This window comes from Corynebacterium sp. MSK073, from assembly GCF_030232085.1.
Lineage (GTDB): Bacteria > Actinomycetota > Actinomycetes > Mycobacteriales > Mycobacteriaceae > Corynebacterium.
Map to the genome: position 1 here is coordinate 38,436 of NZ_JASPIY010000004.1, position 18,323 is coordinate 56,758.

The window sequence follows — 18,323 nt, forward strand, 5'->3', positions numbered from 1 at the left end:
TCCCTTCTATGGGCGGCGCCAGGAATGGCCCCGGCGGCGCAGCATCTTATCGGCTGAAGTGGGCCCCCAGGTGCCCGCCTTATAATCTTCGGGCTCACCATGCTTGGACCAATAATCGAGGATCGGATCCAAAATGGACCACGATAGCTCGACTTCCTCATTAGTGGGAAACAGGGATGATTCATCGAGGAGCGCATCCAAGATGAGGCGCTCATAGGCCTCCGGGGACTCCTCGGTAAAGGCCTCGGCGTAGGCGAAGTCCATATTCACATCGCGGACTTCCATGGTGGAGCCCGGGACCTTTGAGCCAAAGCGCATGGTCACGCCCTCATCGGGCTGAACGCGGATGACCACGGCATTTTGGCCGAGGGCATCGGTTTCGCCATCGACAAAGGGCTGGTTCGGTGCGGCCTTGAAGACCAAGGCGATCTCGGTGACTCGACGCCCCAAGCGCTTTCCGGTGCGCAGGTAGAAAGGCACGCCTCCCCAGCGCCGAGAGTTGACCTCCAACGTGCACGCCGCATAGGTCTCAGTAGTGGAGGCGGGATCGAAGCCCTCCTCCTCACGCAAGCCCTTCACGTATTCCGAGCCCTGCCAGCCAGCGGTGTACTGGCCACGGGCGGTGGTTTTATTGAGCGGATGGACCGGCTGCGTAGCGCGCAGCACCTTGACCTTTTCAGCGCGCAGCGCCTCCGGTTCAAAGGAGGAAGGCTCTTCCATTGCCACGAGGGCGAGCAGCTGCAGGAGGTGGTTCTGAATGACGTCTCGGGCCGCGCCGATTCCGTCATAATAGCCAGCACGGCCGCCAAGCCCAATATCTTCGGCCATGGTGATTTGCACGTGGTCGATATAGTGCGCGTTCCACATCGGCTCAAAAATCTGGTTAGCAAACCGCAGCGCCATGATGTTTTGCACGGTCTCTTTACCCAGGTAGTGATCGATGCGGAAGACAGCAGATTCTGGGAAGACCGCGTTGACGATCTCATTGAGCTCGCGCGCAGATTCCTGGTCGTGGCCAAACGGCTTTTCGATGATCACTCGGCGCCACGAGTCCTCCATGGAATTGGCCATGCCCACGCGTTCCAATTGGTGGCAGATATCGGAGAAAAACTCTGGCGGCACCGAAAGGTAGTATGCCCAGTTGCTTCCCGTGCCGCGGGCTTTATCCAGCTCGGCCAACCGCGCAGAAAGCTTGTCGAAGCCCTCATCGTCGAAGGAGCCTTGCACGAACTCGATTCCTTGGGATAAGTGCTCCCACACGTCGTGGTTAAAGTCAGTGCGGGCACCGGCTTCTACCGCGCTGCGGAAATAATCGCAGAAGTCCGCGTTATCCCAGTCCCTGCGGCCATAGCCGACGAGCGTGAAGCCAGCGGGCAAGAGACCGCGGCTGGCAAGGTCATAGATGGCCGGCAGGAGCTTTTTGAAAGCTAAATCGCCGGTCACACCAAAGATGACCATGCCCGCGGGGCCCGCGATGCGTGGCAATCGTTTATCGGCGGCATTACGCAAGGGATTGACCCAAGCGGCTGAGTCCGTCACGGATTATCCTTCCTGGAGGGAAAAGCTAAGTAGTCTTTCAACTAGTGGCGGCATAATGCCCCGCCGGCTATCCGGCGGGGCTAGGACCACGGTCGTAGTTTACGCGAGTCGTTGTTTGAGGGAATCAAGGAGGTCATTCCACGCGGCGACGAACTTATCCACGCCCTCGCGCTCGAGGACCGCGAAGACATCTTCTAGGTCAATGCCCACCGATTCGAGCTGGGAGAAGACCTTCTCGGCTTCTTCGCCGGCGGTGGAGAGGGTATCGCCGTGGAATCCACCCTCCTGCAGTACCGCATCAATGGTCTTTTCCGGCATGGTATTTACCGTGTGCGGGCCAGCCAGCTCGGTCACGTACAGCGTTGCTGGGTAGTCGGGGTTTTTCACGCCGGTGGAAGCCCACAGTGGACGCTGTACGGGCGCGCCTTCGGGGAGGCCGTTATCACCGAGCAATTCCTCTTGGAAGAGGGCGTAGGCACGCTGCGCGTTGGCAACACCGGCCTTGCCGCGGAGGGACAGGGCCTCATCGGAACCGATAGCCTCCAAGCGCTTATCAACTTCCGTATCTAGGCGGGAGACGAAGAACGATGCGACCGAGTGAATCTTGGTAACGTCTTTGCCATTATCAGCCGCGCGCTTGAGCCCGGCCCGGAATGCGGCGATGACCTCGCGGTAGCGAGACACCGAGAAGATCAGGGTGACATTGACGCTGATTCCCTCTGCCAAGGCATCCTCGATAGCGGGGAGGGAGCCCTTGGTAGCCGGAATCTTGATCATCGCATTGGGGCGGGCCACCTGGTCCCACAGTTCGCGGGCCTGCTTGAGAGTTGCCGCGGCATCGTCGGAGATGCGCGGATCCACCTCGATGGATACGCGGCCATCCTGGCCGTCGGTCTCAGCATAGATATCGGCAAAAAGGTCACAGGCGTTTTGTACGTCCGTAATGGCCAGGGAGTAGACGGCTTCATCGGCCGAAGCGTTCTTCTCCTTCAAGGCCGCCAGGTCTTCGTCATAGGCCGTGCCGCTGGTCATGGCGGTGGCGAAGATGGCCGGGTTGGTGGTTACGCCCACGATGGACTTGGAGGAAATAATCTCCTTCAAGTTTCCGGATTCCAAGCGCTGGCGCGAGAGATCATCGAGCCACGTGGAGGTGCCCAATTGGGCAAGTTCAGAAATGTTGTTCATAGTCATTCCTTTTAGCGTCGGTGAGGTGGGGCTTAGCTTTGGGCTTCGGCGATGCTCTCGCGTGCGGCATCGGCCACCGCAGCAGAGGTAAAGCCAAACTTTTCGAAGAGCTCATCGCCGGGAGCGGAGGCCCCGTAGTGCTCTAGGGAGACGTTGCGGCCGAAAGTACCAGTGTACTTGTGCCAGGACTGAGCGAGGCCGGCCTCGACGGAAACGCGGGCCCTCACGCTGCTGGGCAGAACCGATTCGCGGTACTCTGCGTCCTGCTCGTCGAACCACTCCAGGCACGGCGCGGATACCACGCGAGCGGCCGTGCCTTCGCTTTCGAGCTGCTGGGCGGCCTCGACGGCTAGCTGTACCTCCGAGCCGGTGGCCAGCAAGATGACATCGGGCTCATCCTTGGAGCCTGCGACCAAGGTGTAGGCACCGCGGCGAACGCCATCGTGTGCCTTTTCCTTGGTGCCTTCCAAGATGGGGAGGTTCTGGCGGCTGAGCGCAAGGCCCTTCGGGGCTGCCTTGTATTCCATCGCTGCGGCCCAAGCTTGCGCGGTTTCATTGGCATCGGCAGGCCGGATGACGGACAAATTCGGAATGGCGCGCAAGGCTGACAGGGTTTCTACCGGCTGGTGGGTAGGGCCGTCTTCGCCCAAACCAATGGAATCGTGCGTCCACACGTAGTAGGTATCGGTAGACATCAGCGAGCCGAGGCGCACGGCAGGGTACTGATACTCGGAGAAGATCAGGAATGTACCGCCATATACGCGGGTATTTCCGTGGAGGGCGATGCCGTTCATGATGGCGGACATCGCGTGCTCGCGGATGCCAAAGTGAAGGTTGCGGCCATAAGGCTGTGCGGACCACTTATTGGTGGTGATGTTTTCAGGGCCGAAGGAATCCGCGCCCTTAATCACGGTGTTATTGGACCCCGCCAGGTCGGCCGATCCGCCCCACATTTCGGGCAAAGCGGCGGCCAGCGCCTGAATGGTCGCCTCAGAGGCCTTACGGGTGGCAATCGCATCCCCTGGCTCCCATGCGGGGAGCTCGGCATCGAAGTTCTCCGGCAATTCGCGGGCGCTCATGCGGTCAAAGAGCGCCTTATTTTCGGCGTTGTCCGCTGCCCACGCGTCGAACTTCTCTTGCCACTGCGCGTGCTTTTCAGCGCCACGATCGCGCAGCTTGCGGGTGTGGGCCAAGACCTCATCATCAATGTGGAAGGTCTTTTCTGGGTCGAAGCCGAGGACTTCCTTGGTGGCGGCAACTTCGTCATCGCCAAGCGCGGCGCCGTGGACGCCGCCGGTGTTCATCTTGGTCGGGGCAGGGTAGCCAATGACTGTCTTCACGCGGATGAAGGAGGGGCGCTCTGTTTCCTGCTGTGCATTGCGCACTGCCTCTTCAATGGCAACGACGTCCTCGCCGGACTCAACGGTCTGGACGTGCCAGCCGTATGCCTCATAGCGCGCAGCGACGTCCTCATTGAAGGCGATATTGGTGTCATCCTCGATGGAAATGCGGTTGTCATCCCAGAAGACAATCAGGTTGCCCAGCTTCTGGGTACCAGCCAAAGACGATGCCTCAGCGGTTACGCCTTCCTGCAGGTCGCCGTCGGAGGCAATGGTGTAGACGTAATGATCGAAGGGGGATTGGCCGACTGGTGCCTCAGGATCGAAGAGGCCGCGCTCTTTGCGGGCGGCCATCGCCATACCTACCGAAGATGCCAGACCCTGGCCGAGTGGGCCGGTGGTGATCTCCACGCCATCGGTGTGGTGCACCTCAGGGTGGCCAGGGGTAAGGGAGCCCCAGGTGCGGAGCTGCTCGAGATCTTTCATCTCCAAACCGAATCCACCCAAGAAGAGCTGGATGTAAAGGGTCAGGGAAGAGTGGCCGACAGACAATACGAAGCGGTCGCGGCCTGCCCAATTCACGTCATTGGGGTCGTGATTGATAACGCGCTGGTAGAGCGTATAGGCGAGGGGAGCCAGCGACATCGCCGTGCCCGGGTGTCCGGAGCCGCAGTTTTGGACGGCATCGGCAGCAAGCACGCGCACAGTGTCGACCGCGCGAGTATCAGTGTCTGTCCAGTCGTCCGGATAACGGCGCTCGACCATAGCTTGCAGGTCTGGGGACAAATTATCTTTCGACACGGTATAAGGCCTCGCTTAAATCTAGGCGTTAATTACTGAACTCCACACAGTCTAGTTACTTTTTTGACGGCGGTGCGGAATTATTGAAAGCCGCGGGGAACCGGTAAGCTGGCATGGCTAAGCGGTGTACGGCACAGCATTAGTTACTCTCTGCATTTCCGCTGCATTGATACGATCCATGTGTAGCGCATTTTAAATGTAAGCCATAGTGTGAATTAATTCTCCGGAACTTTTGTGCCGGGGTGTGCGACCACTACACCGTGGGCATACCGCACTGTGTAGCGTGTGTGCTGTAGATCAACGTCTGTTCAGATAGTGGAGGAATTCCTTGGAGACCATCAAGGCCTATTTTGCGCTAACGAAGCCGAGGATTATTGAACTCCTCCTCGTGGCCGCAATTCCGGCGATGCTCCAAGCACAACGGGGCGTTGAGGCGGTTTCTGAAAATATCTGGCTCATCATTTCCACCATTTTCGGCGGATGGATGGGCGCTGCGGCCGCCCATACCTTTAATAACGTGGTCGATTATGAAATTGACCAGAAGATGCAACGCACCCGCGCGCGGCCGCTAGTGCGCGCCACGATTTCGAAGCGGAATGCGGCGATTTTCGCCTGGATCATGCTCGTGGTTTCGGTGCTTTGGCTGGGAATCCTGGCCAATTCTTGGTTGGCGGCGTTCTTCGTCATTCTGACGAACTTTTTCTACGTCTTCGTCTACACCAAGTTTTTGAAGATGCGCAATGCCCAAAACATCGTGTGGGGCGGTTTAGCGGGGTGCATGCCGGCCATGGTGGGCTGGGCAGTCATCCGCGATAACGCGCCAGCAGGCGAGCCCGACCGCTGGTGGCAGGCAATAGTCCTATTCCTTATTATCTTTTTCTGGACCCCGCCACACACTTGGGCCTTGGCCATGAAATACAAGGAAGATTACCGCAAGGCTGGGGTGCCGATGCTGCCGGTAGTGGCAACGGAACAAGAGGTAACCCGCCAGATTGTGTGGTATTCCGTCGGCACGGTCATCGTCACGCTGCTTATCGTTCCCGCGGCATCGTGGATTTACCTCATCGCCGCCGTAACTTCTGGCGCGGTCTTCTTATGGCTAGCCATCCGCCTGCACCAAGGCGTAAAGAAAGGCGCAAAGGTAAAACCCATGCGCCTGTTTATCTATTCAAATAACTACCTATCGGTACTCTTTATTGGCCTGTCCATCGATGCCGTCTTGGGCTGGGAGCCAATCGGCCGGATGCTTGGTTGGTCCGCCACCCTGTTTTAGATCCCAGTAGCATGCTGAAGCGCGAGCCTTCGTGGCTCGCGCTTCTTTCTGCATTAGTCCTGCTTTACCCGCAGAACAATAGAACCGGTGGTGCTGCGCGATTGTAGATCGCGGTGGGCCTGCTCTGCTTCCTTCAAGGGATAGGAGGCCGATACGTTGAACTTGAGGTCTCCGTCCATGACGGCCTGGACGACTGCTTGCGCGCGCATCTGGAATTCGCCCTCTTGCGCCGTCCACGCGCCGAGCGAAGGCCGGGTCAAGAAGATGGAGCCATGCTTATTGAGCAGCTGGGGATCGATGGGCTCAACCGGGCCAGAAGCGGCGCCAAAGAGTGCGACGGTGCCGCGCGGGCGAACGGCCTCGAGCGATTCGAAGAAGGTGGATTGCCCCACGCCGTCATAGACCACATCGACGCCGCGGCCGCCATTAAACCGGCGAACCTGCTCGCCCAGACAATCGTTGTAGCGGAAGACGTGGTCGGCGCCGCACTTGTACGAGATCTCTTCCTTTTCATCGGTGGAGACGACCGTGTAGACCGTAGCGCCCAAAGAGGAAGCCATTTGGGTCAACAGCTGGCCCACGCCGCCCGCACCAGCGGTGATGAGACACGTGGCGCCTTCGCCAAGCTCATACACGCCGTGGGAAAGGAAGTGGGCGGTCATGCCCTGTAGCAGCATGGAGGCAGCGATCTCGGTGGGGAAATCATCCGGTACGGCGACAAGGCCATTCCGGGGGACGCAGACCTGCTCGGCATAGGAACCAAAGGCGTGGTGCCATGCCACCAGGGTGCCCTCCGCAATTTCTCCCTTGGGATCATGGACAACGCGCCCCGTTCCCTCAAAGCCAGGGATAAAAGGCGTCTGGGCGTTATAGATACCCTCGCGGTAGTAGGTATCGATATAGTTCACGCCCGCCACGGTGACATCGACTAAGACTTCGTCCTCAGTGGGCGTGGGCGCAGGAACCTCGGCGTAGCGCAGGACTTCCGGCCCGCCCGTTTCTGTGATCTGGATAGCATGCATAGGGCCATGCTATCCCACAAAGCCCAGTAGCTGCAGAAAAATGGTGCTGCCTAGGTCCTAGACGGCGGCGCGTTCCTCTTTTAATGCGTGCTGGCGAACGGCGTATTTATCGTCGCCGGCGGGAGAGCCTGAGATGAGGTCTGGCGTGCCGCCGACGCGGTGGCGCCCGTGTGCCCAGAGCAGGGCGGTAAAGCCGGTGACCACGGCGGACATACCGATGTGGAAGGGGACCGTCCACCGCGGCACACCCAGGTAGAACTGCAAGACGCCCACCGCCCATTGGATGAGGATGCAGACGATAAGGACCCACCCGGCCCTCTTGGTCTCCTGCGGGGTGCGGTGCTTGTACAGCAGGAAGACGGTAATGGCGGTAAAGATGAGGTAGACGTACATGCACATGGCGTGGGCGATGGCCATGGACTCGGTATCTACATCCAAGCGGCCGTCCATTCCCACTCCGGAGTCGCCGGAGTGGACGCCAGAACCGGTCACCATGGTGCCAGTAATCAGGACGATCGAGAGGGCGATGGTCGCAATGACGGCGATGATGCGAATAGCTTGTGGGAAGCGCGGCTGTGCGGTGCCATCATCGGGTTCTTTGATGCGGGCGTACAACATGCAGGCAAGCCACACCAGCACCATGGAGGGCAGGAAGTGAAGCGCCACGGACCACCAGCGCAGATCCAAGTGCACGGAGATGCCGCCGATGACGGCCTGCAGGACGATGCCGGCCACGTTGAGCCAGGCATAGACCCTGAGCTCAGGACGGCGGCACGCCATATACATGGCGATGACTGCCGCGCCGGCGGCGGCGGAATCGACGAAGGTGAGTAGGCGGTTACCAAATTCAATGATCTGGTGGATTGCCGGGGCTGCGCCTTCGACCGGCACCAAGGAACCAGGCTGGCATTGGGGCCAGGTGGGGCAGCCCAGGCCGGAGCCAGTGACGCGGACGATGGAACCAGATACGGTGATGCCGCCTTGGCAGAAGATCAGGATCAGCGCGATGAGGCGCTGTTGCTCCACGGTAGGGACGGCTTCTTTAAAAAAGCGTTTAGTTCTGGTCCAGTAATTCACAAGCTGCATCTTACTAGGGGGTGTGTAGCGAGCCGAAACCTTTGGCTCTATTTCGCGGGGAACTGGGTATAACTCACATTTAGCCGTCGAAGCGGAACCAACGAACGGCCGCATACGACGCCACTGCCAGCCACGCGGTCAAGGAAATGAGCTCGATGCCGGGGAAGATGGAATTGGAGGCATCGGCAAGCGCGCCCGCTAGCGCCACCGTAGGAACGATATTGAGCAGGCCATTATCGCCCAAGCCTTGGGAGTACAGGGCCCATCCGACGATCGCCAGCAGGATGAACCAAATGAGGTTAGCCAGTGCGAGTACGGCCTCAGAGCTGAGGGTCCCGCCAAGCACCAAACCCATGGCGGTAAAGGCAGCGACGCCAAATATGAGCGAGACGATCATGAGCAGAATGCCGGGCGCACTGATGCGCAGGCCCAAGGCAAAGGCCGTGGCACCGAGCACGAGAATCTGGAATACCACCATCGTCAACACGCCGATGATTTTGCCGCCGATAATCGCCCATGCCGGTACGCCGGAGGCGCCGGTGCGCTTTAAGGCCCCGTAGCGGCGGTCAAAGGCCAGGGAAATGGCTTGCCCGGTAAAGCCAGCCGATGTCGCCGCCACCGCAAGCACCATGGGAAAAACCTCGTGCAGACCATGGCCGGTGGTGGATTCCAAGTGTGCGGTCCCAATCAGGATGGTGAGCGGGATAATGATGCTGAGCAATTGTTGCTCGCCGTGGCGCAGCATGAGCTTGGCCTCCATGCCGCCTTGGGCAAGGATGATGGCGACTGCACTCGCCCGCTTGGGTGCCGGGCGGAAGGTGCCGGGGGAAAACGTTGCGCTCATAATCGGGGGCCTACTCCTTGAAAATTCAAAGTGGTGGTTGTAGGTACTGGTGATTCTAGGATGAAGACAGGACACAGGGCTTCATCAACTGCGCAAGTGCCTGCCTGTGAGATCGAGGAATACTTCCTCGAGGTTCCGGTGGTGGGATTCCAGGCTTCGCAAAAGCACGCCTTGCCGGGCGAGCTCGGCGGCGAGGGCGGAAATCAGTTCCGGCGAACTGGGCTGGCTCACCCTGTAGTGCAGCGGCCGCGAGGCGGTCGTGGGGATCCCAATTCGCTGCAAGGCGTCCAAGTCAACTGCGGAGTTGGCGCTAAAACTAAAACCGGCGCCCTCGCCCTGGGAGGTAAGTTCTGCCGGGGTTCCCTGCGCCACGAGCGCGCCGTGATCCATGATGGCGATGTGATCTGCCAGCGATTCAGCCTCATCCATCAGGTGGGTGGTCAATATAACGGTGGCCCCGTCGCGCTTGAGGGCGCGGATGAGATCCCACACGGCGAGACGGGATTGGGCGTCCATGCCCGCGGTGGGTTCATCGAGGAAAACCAGCTCTGGCCTGCCGATGACCGCGAGTGCGAGCGATAGCCGCTGTTGTTGCCCGCCGGAAAGCCGCCGGTAGGACGTGCGTGCAACGCCTTGCAGGCCCAAGGTTTCTAGCAGCCATTCCGGTGGCAGTGGATTGGCGTTATAGCGAGCCGTCAATTCCAACATCTCTAGCACGCGGATACCTGAGTAGGATCCGCCGCCTTGCAGCATGATTCCCACTTTTTCGCGCACCTTATCTGGTGCGGTGCTGGGGTCAAGGCCCAATACCTTAATGGAACCTGCGGTGGGGTGGATAAAGCCTTCAGACATTTCGATGGTGGTGGATTTGCCAGCACCATTGGGCCCAAGCAGGCAGAATATTTCGCCATGTGCAACGCTCAGGCTGAGCCCGTTGACGGCTGCCGTGGGGCCAAATTTCTTTACCACACCTTCCAAGGACAGGGCGGGGCTATCGGCTGGAATTACATTCACGGGTGCCTAGTTTAAGACACGGATTCCATTTCGGCGCATAGCAACCCACCACACTCCGGCCACTACGGCGAATGCGCAGGCAGCGGCGATATAAATGGAAAGCACCGTTCCCGCAGGTAGGCCCAAGCCGCGCGGGAGTACGAAAAAGCTCATCGCACCGGTATAGGCAACGACGCTAAACCGGAAGATGTGCCGGTTCGCCCACGCCGCCAACGGCAAAACGGCCCACAGGATGTACCAGGGGTGGACCACTGGGAAGAAAATGACGAGCACCAGGGTAGAAATTCCCAAGCCGCCGACGGGATGGATATATCCGCGCAGGGTGGCATACAGCATGCGGGCCATGAAGGCGACGGCGACCAAGACGCCGAAACTGCGGGTGATGGTCAATATGGCGTCTGTATGGTCCCCAAGCCCTAAGAACATCCCGAGGAAACCGGCGCCCACTCCCACAGCCGTGGATAGGGAAAGCCAGGAGCGAATCGTGGCGGCGCCGCCTTGCCCGGTAATCCATCCGAGGTTAATGCCCGTGATGAGGCTGATGAGCGCAATGGTGGCTATGAGCACCGCAGCCTGCACGGCGATGGCCGTGAATAAGGCCTTCCAGCGCGGCACGCGCGCCTGCACGTGCAAGTGGCGGGCATAAGCCATGCCGATAAAGCCGAGCCCAATAAAGCCGGTGACCTTGACCATTCCGGCGCTGGATAGGAAAATTCCCGAGGCTATCAGCGCTAAGTAGGCCCCTCTTTTATCCTGCCCCAGCTTATCGATGCCCCTTAATCCAAACTCCATGCCCAACAACGACAATCCAAGCATGATGGATTCATTATGAATACCGCCGACGAGGTGAAGGATGGTCAGCGGGTTCAAGATGCCGAGCCATAGTGCGGAGGCAGGGGAGACGCGGCATCGCTGAGCAAGCTGCGTGATGGCCCAGCCGGCCACGATGATTCCTACGATGGAAAGTAGGCGGTGGGCGATGACGCCTAAGACAATGGAATTTCCGGTGGCGATGCTGACTATGGCCGCCAGCCCCAGGGCAACTGGCCCATAGGGCGACGGTGAATTTGCCCAGATAAACGGAACGGAACGCGCGAGTTCGTTGCCAGCACCCAAGAGCTGCACCGGGCCGGCGGAATAGGGATCCATCCCTTGGGCCACGATGGAGCCATTGGCCAAATAAGAATAGATGTCTTGGGTAAATAAGGGAGCGGTGAAGATGAGGGGGATGACCCACCCGGCCCACGTGATCCACAGCTGGCGCGGAGAAACGAGCCGGCGGGGGCGATCTCTGGCGGGCTCGCCGGGTCGGGCCTGGCGCAGCGGGGTGCCCACGAATGGGGCGAGGAAAATCCAGGCCGTAACTAAAAGTCCCACGCCCACCATGACGAGCGCAGACGAGGTCTGCAGCATGCGAGACATGAGCGAGCCAAAGGGCACATTGTCATAAGGGTTGCCCACGACCGGCAAGGCACCCGCGCCCAAAGCACCAAAGGCAATGAGGAGGGATCCGACGGTTCCCGCCCACCGCAAGATGAAAAAGGTGCGCTTTTGGGAGACTGTGGTGTGCTGGAGGACCTCTGGCGCTTGGGTGATGAAATCGTAGCGAGTATCACCGGCTTGCGCGCCTGTGCCTTCAGCGTGCAACTGTGCGGAACGAGAACCTGCGGTACCCAAGCGCGGCAGTTCTGCCTTAACGCTATCGAGCACTCCCCGTAGTTTCCCTTTCATGGCTTTAGACCTTACGCGAGGACCGTAGGGTGGGAAATTTACCCCCGCTGCCACGCCCGGTAACTGCAATGGTGGCATTCCGGAATGAATTAAGGAACACTAGTGTTGTCTAATGATGAAAGCGCAGTTATGGAGCTTCCGTGGCGACGGTATTTTCGGCGCGACGGAGCACGGTGGCTGCAGGCAACTGACCTAAGGAAGGGAGGTTTTAGGGCATGGGTAACTCACAGCGCGCGGCAGCGGCGCATGTGGCGGTGAAAGAATCGCGGTCCACGGATGGTGATACCCGCCGCCAGGTACTGCTGCTATTGCTTAAAGATGGCCCTGTAACCGCCTCTTACCTGGGTGAGCGCCTTGGTCTTTCGACCGCCGGGATCCGCCGGCATTTAGACATTCTGGTGGAAGAAGAACTAACGGAAGTTGTCGAGCGCCGTCCAGTTTCTCGTTCGCGGATGCACTCCGGAGCGGGTCGTGGGCGACCGGCAAAGCACTTCCGCCTGACGGATCGTGGGCGTGCGCAATTTGGCCACGCCTATGATGAATTAGCTTCTGAAGCGTTGACCGCGCTGCGCTCTGCGGGCGGTTCAGAGGCTGTAAAGAACTTCGCTAAGGCTCGGTTTGAGCGCATCATCGCCGATGTGCGTCCCTTCGTGGACGCGGAAGAATCGGTCGAGGAAGTAGCGCGCAAACTGGCTGAAACCCTGGATAAGCACGGGTACGCCGCAACCGTGGACCGCGCTGGCCAGGGAGTGCAAATCTGTCAACACCACTGCCCGGTTGCCCATGTGGCGGCGGAGCATCCCGAACTGTGCGAGGCAGAGCAGGAAGTCTTTTCCGCCCTCTTAGGCAAACACGTACAACCTTTGGCGTCTATCGCAGATGGCCACGGAATTTGTACCACGAATATCCCCTTGACACCTGTCAAAACTAATACTGAAAGGAGCGAGTCATGACCCAAGCACAATCGGCACCTGACAATAAGATGACCGATGATGAGATCATCGATTCCATTGGTGCGTATGAGTACGGCTGGCACGACTCGGACTCGGCCGGCGCTTCTGCCGCCCGTGGCCTGAACGAGGACGTTGTCCGCGATATTTCCGCAAAGAAGGGCGAGCCCGAGTGGATGCTGAACCAGCGTCTCAAGGCTCTGAATATCTTTGATAAGAAGCCTATTCCCTCTTGGGGCGCAGATCTCTCCGGCATCGACTTTGACCAGATCAAGTACTACGTCAAGTCCACCGAAGAGCAGGCGCAGACCTGGGACGACCTCCCGGATGATATTAAGGCCACCTACGATAAGCTGGGCATCCCTGAGGCGGAAAAGCAGCGCTTGGTTGCCGGCGTGGCCGCACAGTACGAGTCTGAGGTTGTCTACCACCAGATTCGCGAGGACCTGGAAAGCCAGGGCGTTATCTTCGTCGATACTGATACCGCGCTGCGCGATTACCCGGAGCTTTTTAAGGAACACTTCGGCACCGTTATTCCTGCCGGTGACAATAAGTTCTCCGCGCTCAACTCCGCAGTGTGGTCCGGTGGCTCCTTCATTTACGTGCCGAAAGGCGTGCACGTTGATATCCCGCTGCAGGCCTACTTCCGTATTAATACCGAGAACATGGGCCAGTTCGAGCGCACCCTCATCATCGTGGATGAGGATGCCTACGTTCACTACGTGGAAGGCTGCACTGCGCCCATCTACAAGTCTGACTCCCTGCACTCCGCGGTAGTTGAGATCATCGTGAAGAAGGGCGGCCGCTGCCGCTATACGACGATTCAGAACTGGTCCAGCAACGTCTACAACCTGGTGACCAAGCGTACCAAGGTGGAAGAAGGCGGCACCATGGAATGGGTCGATGGCAACATCGGCTCCAAGGTCACCATGAAGTACCCGGCCGTGTGGATGACCGGACCGCACGCTAAGGGCGAGGTACTTTCCGTCGCCTTCGCTGGCGAGGGACAGTTCCAGGACACCGGTGCGAAGATGACGCACATGGCGCCCTACACCTCCTCCAATATCGTCTCCAAGTCCGTTGCCCGCGCCGGCGGCCGCGCTGCTTACCGCGGCTTGGTGCAGGTCAACCAGAATGCGCACCACTCCACGTCCAACGTGGAATGCGATGCCTTGCTCGTGGACAATATCTCGCGTTCGGACACATACCCGTATAACGACATCCGCAACGAGTACGTCACGTTGGGCCACGAGGCAACCGTTTCACAGGTTTCTGAAGAGCAGCTGTTCTACCTCATGTCCCGCGGCATTGCGGAAGAAGAAGCAATGGCAATGATCGTGCGTGGCTTCGTTGAGCCGATTGCTAAGGAGCTGCCGATGGAGTACGCCCTCGAGCTCAACCGCCTCATCGAACTGCAAATGGAAGGATCGGTCGGCTAAAGAAATGGTCGCTTCGAACGAATTCAATCCGGATAAGATCACCAAGGGTGACGTCTTTACCTCTACCAACGTGGAGGATTTCCCGGTACCGCACGGCCGCGATGAGGTCTGGCGCTTTGTTTCCCTGCGCAAGCTGCGGGGCCTGCACAACGGGGAGTTTGCTCAAGCGGTTGCCCAGGACGTCAAGGTAAGCGAGCACCCAGGCGTTTCTGCGGAGACTGTAGACCGTGACGATGAGCGTCTTGGCCGCGTGGGCAAGCCTTCTGACCGCGTGGCCGCCCAGGCATGGACCTCCATGCCCGAGGGTCAAGTGGTAGCCATTGACCCTGAGGTGCAGGTGGAAGATCCCATCACCATTACCTATACGGGCAAGGGCGAGGACGTGACCTCTTTCGGTGCCACCTCCATCGAGGTCGGTCACCATGCAGAAGCCACCGTTGTGCTGAAGTACGTTGGTTCCGGCACCCACGCGGATAACGTGGAGTTCATCCTTGGCGATGGCGCACACCTGACCGTCATCGTGGACGTCGACTGGGAAAACGATGCTGTCCACTTGTCTAACCAGGTAGCACAGGTGGGGCGCGATGCCGTGCTGCGCCATAACTGCGCCATCTTCGGCGGCGAGGTCGTGCGCATTGTCCCGCGCGTGAACTTCACCGCTCCCGGCGGCGACGCTGAGTTGCTGGGCGTGTACTTCGCCGATTCTGGTCAGTACTTCGAAAACCGCATGCTCGTGGATCACTCGGTTCCGAATTGCCGCTCCAATGTCCTGTACAAAGGCGCATTGCAGGGTGAGAAGAAAAACGAGGCTCGTACCTGCTGGGTAGGAGACGTGCTTATCCGCTCCAACGCACAGGGCACCGATACCTATGAGACGAATAATAACCTCATCCTTACGGACGGTGCGCGCGCTGACGCTATCCCGAACCTGGAGATTGAGACCGGTGAAATCACCGGCGCCGGCCACGCCGCAACGGTTGGACGCTTTGACGATATTGAGCTGTTCTACCTGATGTCGCGCGGCATTCCGGAGGCAGAGGCTCGTCGCCTCATCATTCGTGGCTTCTTCAATGAGGTCATCCACCGCATCCCGGTGCAATCCCTGTCCGAGGAACTGGAAAACCGCATTTCCGAAGAACTGGAAAAGATCTCCGCTTAACGCACTTACAGAAGGAAACCCACACACTATGTCTACTCTGGAAATTAAGAATCTCCACGCCCAGGTTCTGCCGAACGAAGAAAACGGCGAGCCCAAGGAAATCCTCAAGGGCGTCAACCTCACCATTAACTCCGGCGAGATCCACGCCATCATGGGTCCTAACGGCTCCGGCAAGTCCACCTTGTCCTACACCATTGCTGGTCACCCGAAGTACGAGGTCACCGAGGGCGAGGTGCTTCTCGATGGCGAAAACCTCCTCGACATGCCCGTCGACGAGCGCGCTCGCGCCGGCCTATTTTTGGCCATGCAGTACCCAACCGAGGTGCCGGGCGTAAAGGTATCGCAGTTCATGCGCTCCGCCGTGACCTCCATCCGCGGCGAGGCCCCCAAGCTGCGCGAGTGGAATAAGGAACTTACTGAGGCTCGCGAGAACCTGAAGATTGATAAGTCCTTCATCTCCCGCTCCGTCAACGAGGGCTTTTCCGGTGGCGAGAAGAAGCGCCACGAGGTCATGCAGCTGGACATCCTAAAGCCCAAGTTCGCGGTCATGGATGAGACCGACTCCGGCTTGGACGTTGACGCGCTGCGCATCGTTTCTGATGGCATCAACCGCTACCAGGATGACACCAATGGCGGCATCTTGATGATTACCCACTACAAGCGCATCCTGAACTACGTGCAGCCGGATTTCGTGCACGTATTCGCTAACGGCCAGGTTGTGAAGACCGGCGGGGCCGAGCTGGCAGACCAGCTTGAGTCTGACGGCTACGACCAGTTCCTGCAGTAAAGACCAGCCCAGTGCTGGTTCATCCTCGATGAATCGAAGAAGTTTTATGTCTGGATTTGATGTAAACGCAATTAGGGAGCAGTTCCCAATCCTGCAGCGCACCGTGCGCGGCGATAAGCCGCTGGTGTACTTGGATTCGGGGGCTACCTCCCAGCGCCCGTTGCCGGTGTGGAAGGCAGAGGAGGAGTTCGTTCTCCATACCAACGCCCCCGTCCACCGCGGCTCTTACCAGTTGGCTGAAGAGGCGGATAACGCTTATGAGTCGGCCCGGCAGGCCATCGCGGCCTTCGTTGGTGCGGACCGCGATGAGATTGCCTTTACCAAAAACGCCACCGAGGCGCTCAATGAGGTTGCCTATACGCTTTCCGATGAGCGCGCGGGCGAGCTGTACGTAGGAGAAGGCGATACCGTCGTCATCACGGAGCTTGAGCACCACGCCAACCTCGTGCCTTGGCAACAGCTCTGTGAGCGCACCGGTGCCACCTTGAAGTGGTACTCGTTGACTGACGATGGCCGCATCGACTTGGATTCGCTCGAGCTTGATGAATCCGTCAAGGTTGTTGCGTTTACTCATCAGTCCAATGTGACTGGCGCTGTATCCGATGTCGAGGAAATGGTGCGCCGTGCCCGTGCGGTCGATGCCATGGTGGTGCTCGATGCCTGCCAGTCCGTCCCGCACATGCCGGTAGATTTCCATGCCTTGGATGTGGATTTCGCCGCATTCTCGGGCCACAAGATGTGTGGCCCGAATGGCGTGGGCGTGCTCTACGGCAAGGACGAATTGCTGCGCAAGCTTCCCCCGTTCCTCACGGGTGGCTCCATGATCGAGGTAGTGAAGATGGAAGGAACCACCTTCGCGGAACCGCCCACGCGATTTGAGGCGGGAACGCAGATGACCAGCCAGGTCGTCGGCCTCGGCGCCGCGGTGAAGTTCCTCGAGGAGGTGGGGATGGATAATATCCATGCCCACGAGCAAAAGCTCACCGCTTATGCCTTGGAACAGCTTCGTGAGATTCCGGGCCTGCGCATCATCGGCCCAGAAACGGCCGAGAACCGCGGCGCGGCCATCTCCTTTACCGTGGAGGGCGTGCACCCGCACGATCTGGGTCAGGTTCTGGATGACCAAGGCGTTTCCATTCGAGTAGGCCACCACTGCGCGTGGCCGCTGCACCGCGCCTGCGGTGCGCAATCGACCGCGCGCGCTAGCTTTTACCTGTACAACACGGAAGCCGAAGTAGATAAGCTGGTAGAAGCCATTAAGGCCGCCCGCGATTTCTTTGGAGTTGCCTAATGAATCTAGATTCGATGTACCAAGACGTGATCTTGGATCACTATAAAAATCCGCAACACGCGGGGTTGCGCGAGCCGTTCCAGGCAGAGGTTCACCACGTGAACCCCTCGTGCGGCGATGAGCTCACGTTGCGCGTCAACCTTTCCGCGGACGGCAAGACCGTTGAAGATGTGTCCTACGACGCCGAAGGTTGTTCCATCTCGCAGGCATCGACGTCCGTCATGGCGGAAGAGATCGTCGGCTTGCCCTTGGAGGAAGCCAATAAAAAGCTTGCCGAGTTTGAAAAGATGGTCACCTCCCGTGGCCAGGACGAGGGCGATGAGGACATCATCGGCGATGGTGTTGCCTTTGCAGGTGTTTCCCAATACCCGGCACGAGTTAAATGCGCGCTGCTAGGGTGGAAGGCTTTTCAGGCCGCCACCGCAGATGCGCTCAATGAAGTGGAGAAGTAAATGACCGATCCCGTAGATCCTTACCAGAACGAGAATTCGTCCTTCAGCGCAGGCAGTGAGCGGCCAGAGCAGACGGAAGAACAGCTGTCGAAGGCCTTTGACATCACCGAGTTCATGCGCGATGTCATCGACCCGGAGCTCGGCATCAACGTCGTTGACTTGGGCTTGGTCTATGACCTGTGGCTGGAAGAAAAGGACGGCAAAGAGCTTGCCATGATCAACATGACGTTGACCTCGCCGGCCTGCCCTTTGACCGACGTCATTGCGGAACAGGTTGAGGACATCGTTACCGGCAAGAAGCTTGCCGATGGCGTGCGTATCAACTGGGTGTGGATGCCGCCTTGGGGCCCACACATGATTTCCGAAGAAGGCCGCGAGCAGCTCCAAGCTCTGGGCTTTGCGGTTTAATCACCACGGAA

General features: G+C 59.0%; 16 protein-coding genes. 8 read left to right on the forward strand and 8 right to left on the reverse strand.

From position 1 onward, the window contains the following. Positions 1–6 precede the first annotated feature (6 nt). The 3 genes from zwf to tkt form a co-directional block, all read right to left on the reverse strand. Positions 7–1,539, reverse strand: coding sequence for a glucose-6-phosphate dehydrogenase (gene zwf, locus QP970_RS03750; protein ID WP_237800863.1), 1,533 nt, complete (start codon positions 1,537–1,539; stop codon positions 7–9). 99 nt (positions 1,540–1,638) lie between these two features. Then, a complete protein-coding gene (gene tal / locus QP970_RS03755) occupies positions 1,639–2,724 on the reverse strand; it encodes a transaldolase (RefSeq protein WP_239268190.1) in 1,086 nt (361 codons plus the stop codon). 32 nt (positions 2,725–2,756) lie between these two features. Beyond that, positions 2,757–4,829, reverse strand: coding sequence for a transketolase (gene tkt, locus QP970_RS03760; protein WP_239268305.1), 2,073 nt, complete (start codon positions 4,827–4,829; stop codon positions 2,757–2,759). A 364-nt stretch (positions 4,830–5,193) separates the two neighbouring features. On the opposite strand from tkt, the gene QP970_RS03765 reads away from it, so the two are divergent. After that, the gene (locus QP970_RS03765) at positions 5,194–6,138 is read left to right on the forward strand and encodes a heme o synthase (protein WP_239268188.1); all 945 of its coding nucleotides are present in this window, start codon (positions 5,194–5,196) and stop codon (positions 6,136–6,138) included. 53 nt (positions 6,139–6,191) lie between these two features. On the opposite strand, the gene QP970_RS03770 is transcribed toward QP970_RS03765, so the two are convergent. The 5 genes from QP970_RS03770 to mptB all read right to left on the reverse strand — a co-directional run bounded on the left by QP970_RS03770 (position 6,192) and on the right by mptB (position 11,826). Next, complete coding sequence (locus QP970_RS03770; RefSeq protein WP_284869664.1) at positions 6,192–7,160, reverse strand: quinone oxidoreductase family protein; 969 nt, start codon at positions 7,158–7,160, stop codon at positions 6,192–6,194. Positions 7,161–7,217: 57 nt separating this feature from the next. Continuing rightward, positions 7,218–8,246 carry a COX15/CtaA family protein gene (locus tag QP970_RS03775; RefSeq protein ID WP_284869665.1) on the reverse strand — a complete coding sequence of 343 codons (1,029 nt, stop codon included), beginning with the start codon at positions 8,244–8,246 and terminating at the stop codon, positions 7,218–7,220. A 70-nt stretch (positions 8,247–8,316) separates the two neighbouring features. After that, on the reverse strand, positions 8,317–9,081 hold the full coding sequence (locus QP970_RS03780) for an ABC transporter permease (protein WP_284869666.1): 765 nt from the start codon (positions 9,079–9,081) through the stop codon (positions 8,317–8,319). An 84-nt stretch (positions 9,082–9,165) separates the two neighbouring features. Further along, complete coding sequence (locus QP970_RS03785) at positions 9,166–10,095, reverse strand: ABC transporter ATP-binding protein (protein ID WP_284869667.1); 930 nt, start codon at positions 10,093–10,095, stop codon at positions 9,166–9,168. A gap of 6 nt (positions 10,096–10,101) precedes the next feature. Then, entirely contained in the window at positions 10,102–11,826 is a 1,725-nt protein-coding gene (gene mptB, locus QP970_RS03790) for a polyprenol phosphomannose-dependent alpha 1,6 mannosyltransferase MptB (protein WP_284869668.1), read from the reverse strand. 215 nt (positions 11,827–12,041) lie between these two features. On the opposite strand from mptB, the gene QP970_RS03795 reads away from it, so the two are divergent. From QP970_RS03795 to QP970_RS03825, 7 genes are read left to right on the forward strand one after another with little or no spacing between them, the layout of a single operon-like run. Beyond that, positions 12,042–12,779 (forward strand): helix-turn-helix transcriptional regulator, encoded by a 738-nt coding sequence (locus tag QP970_RS03795; protein WP_239268176.1) that lies wholly within the window; start codon positions 12,042–12,044, stop codon positions 12,777–12,779. Continuing rightward, positions 12,776–14,215, forward strand: coding sequence for a Fe-S cluster assembly protein SufB (sufB, locus tag QP970_RS03800; RefSeq protein WP_005283048.1), 1,440 nt, complete (start codon positions 12,776–12,778; stop codon positions 14,213–14,215). Before QP970_RS03795 ends, sufB begins: the two co-directional genes overlap by 4 nt. 4 nt (positions 14,216–14,219) lie before the next feature. Then, positions 14,220–15,374, forward strand: a complete 1,155-nt coding sequence (gene sufD, locus QP970_RS03805) for a Fe-S cluster assembly protein SufD (protein WP_239268174.1) — start codon at positions 14,220–14,222, stop codon at positions 15,372–15,374. Between the two features lie 28 nt (positions 15,375–15,402). Beyond that, positions 15,403–16,161 (forward strand): Fe-S cluster assembly ATPase SufC, encoded by a 759-nt coding sequence (gene sufC / locus QP970_RS03810; protein WP_005279139.1) that lies wholly within the window; start codon positions 15,403–15,405, stop codon positions 16,159–16,161. 46 nt (positions 16,162–16,207) lie between these two features. After that, positions 16,208–17,452: a cysteine desulfurase gene (locus tag QP970_RS03815; RefSeq protein ID WP_239268172.1), complete on the forward strand. Its 1,245-nt coding sequence runs from the start codon at positions 16,208–16,210 to the stop codon at positions 17,450–17,452. Then, positions 17,452–17,904: a Fe-S cluster assembly sulfur transfer protein SufU gene (gene sufU, locus QP970_RS03820; RefSeq protein ID WP_005279143.1), complete on the forward strand. Its 453-nt coding sequence runs from the start codon at positions 17,452–17,454 to the stop codon at positions 17,902–17,904. Before QP970_RS03815 ends, sufU begins: the two co-directional genes overlap by 1 nt. Next, positions 17,905–18,312, forward strand: a complete 408-nt coding sequence (locus tag QP970_RS03825; protein WP_284869669.1) for a metal-sulfur cluster assembly factor — start codon at positions 17,905–17,907, stop codon at positions 18,310–18,312. The last annotated feature ends 11 nt before the right edge of the window (positions 18,313–18,323 follow it).

What these genes read in the sequence shown, in the direction of transcription:
- sufU (WP_005279143.1), top strand. Translation starts at nt 17,452, where the DNA reads ATGAATCTAGATTCGATGTACCAAGACGTGATCTTGGATCACTATAAA.
- QP970_RS03770 (WP_284869664.1), bottom strand. Translation starts at nt 7,160, where the DNA reads ATGCATGCTATCCAGATCACAGAAACGGGCGGGCCGGAAGTCCTGCGC.
- QP970_RS03815 (WP_239268172.1), top strand. Translation starts at nt 16,208, where the DNA reads ATGTCTGGATTTGATGTAAACGCAATTAGGGAGCAGTTCCCAATCCTG.
- sufD (WP_239268174.1), top strand. Translation starts at nt 14,220, where the DNA reads ATGGTCGCTTCGAACGAATTCAATCCGGATAAGATCACCAAGGGTGAC.
- mptB (WP_284869668.1), bottom strand. Translation starts at nt 11,826, where the DNA reads ATGAAAGGGAAACTACGGGGAGTGCTCGATAGCGTTAAGGCAGAACTG.
- QP970_RS03775 (WP_284869665.1), bottom strand. Translation starts at nt 8,246, where the DNA reads ATGCAGCTTGTGAATTACTGGACCAGAACTAAACGCTTTTTTAAAGAA.
- tal (WP_239268190.1), bottom strand. Translation starts at nt 2,724, where the DNA reads ATGAACAACATTTCTGAACTTGCCCAATTGGGCACCTCCACGTGGCTC.
- tkt (WP_239268305.1), bottom strand. Translation starts at nt 4,829, where the DNA reads ATGGTCGAGCGCCGTTATCCGGACGACTGGACAGACACTGATACTCGC.
- QP970_RS03780 (WP_284869666.1), bottom strand. Translation starts at nt 9,081, where the DNA reads ATGAGCGCAACGTTTTCCCCCGGCACCTTCCGCCCGGCACCCAAGCGG.
- QP970_RS03825 (WP_284869669.1), top strand. Translation starts at nt 17,905, where the DNA reads ATGACCGATCCCGTAGATCCTTACCAGAACGAGAATTCGTCCTTCAGC.
- sufB (WP_005283048.1), top strand. Translation starts at nt 12,776, where the DNA reads ATGACCCAAGCACAATCGGCACCTGACAATAAGATGACCGATGATGAG.
- QP970_RS03795 (WP_239268176.1), top strand. Translation starts at nt 12,042, where the DNA reads ATGGGTAACTCACAGCGCGCGGCAGCGGCGCATGTGGCGGTGAAAGAA.
- sufC (WP_005279139.1), top strand. Translation starts at nt 15,403, where the DNA reads ATGTCTACTCTGGAAATTAAGAATCTCCACGCCCAGGTTCTGCCGAAC.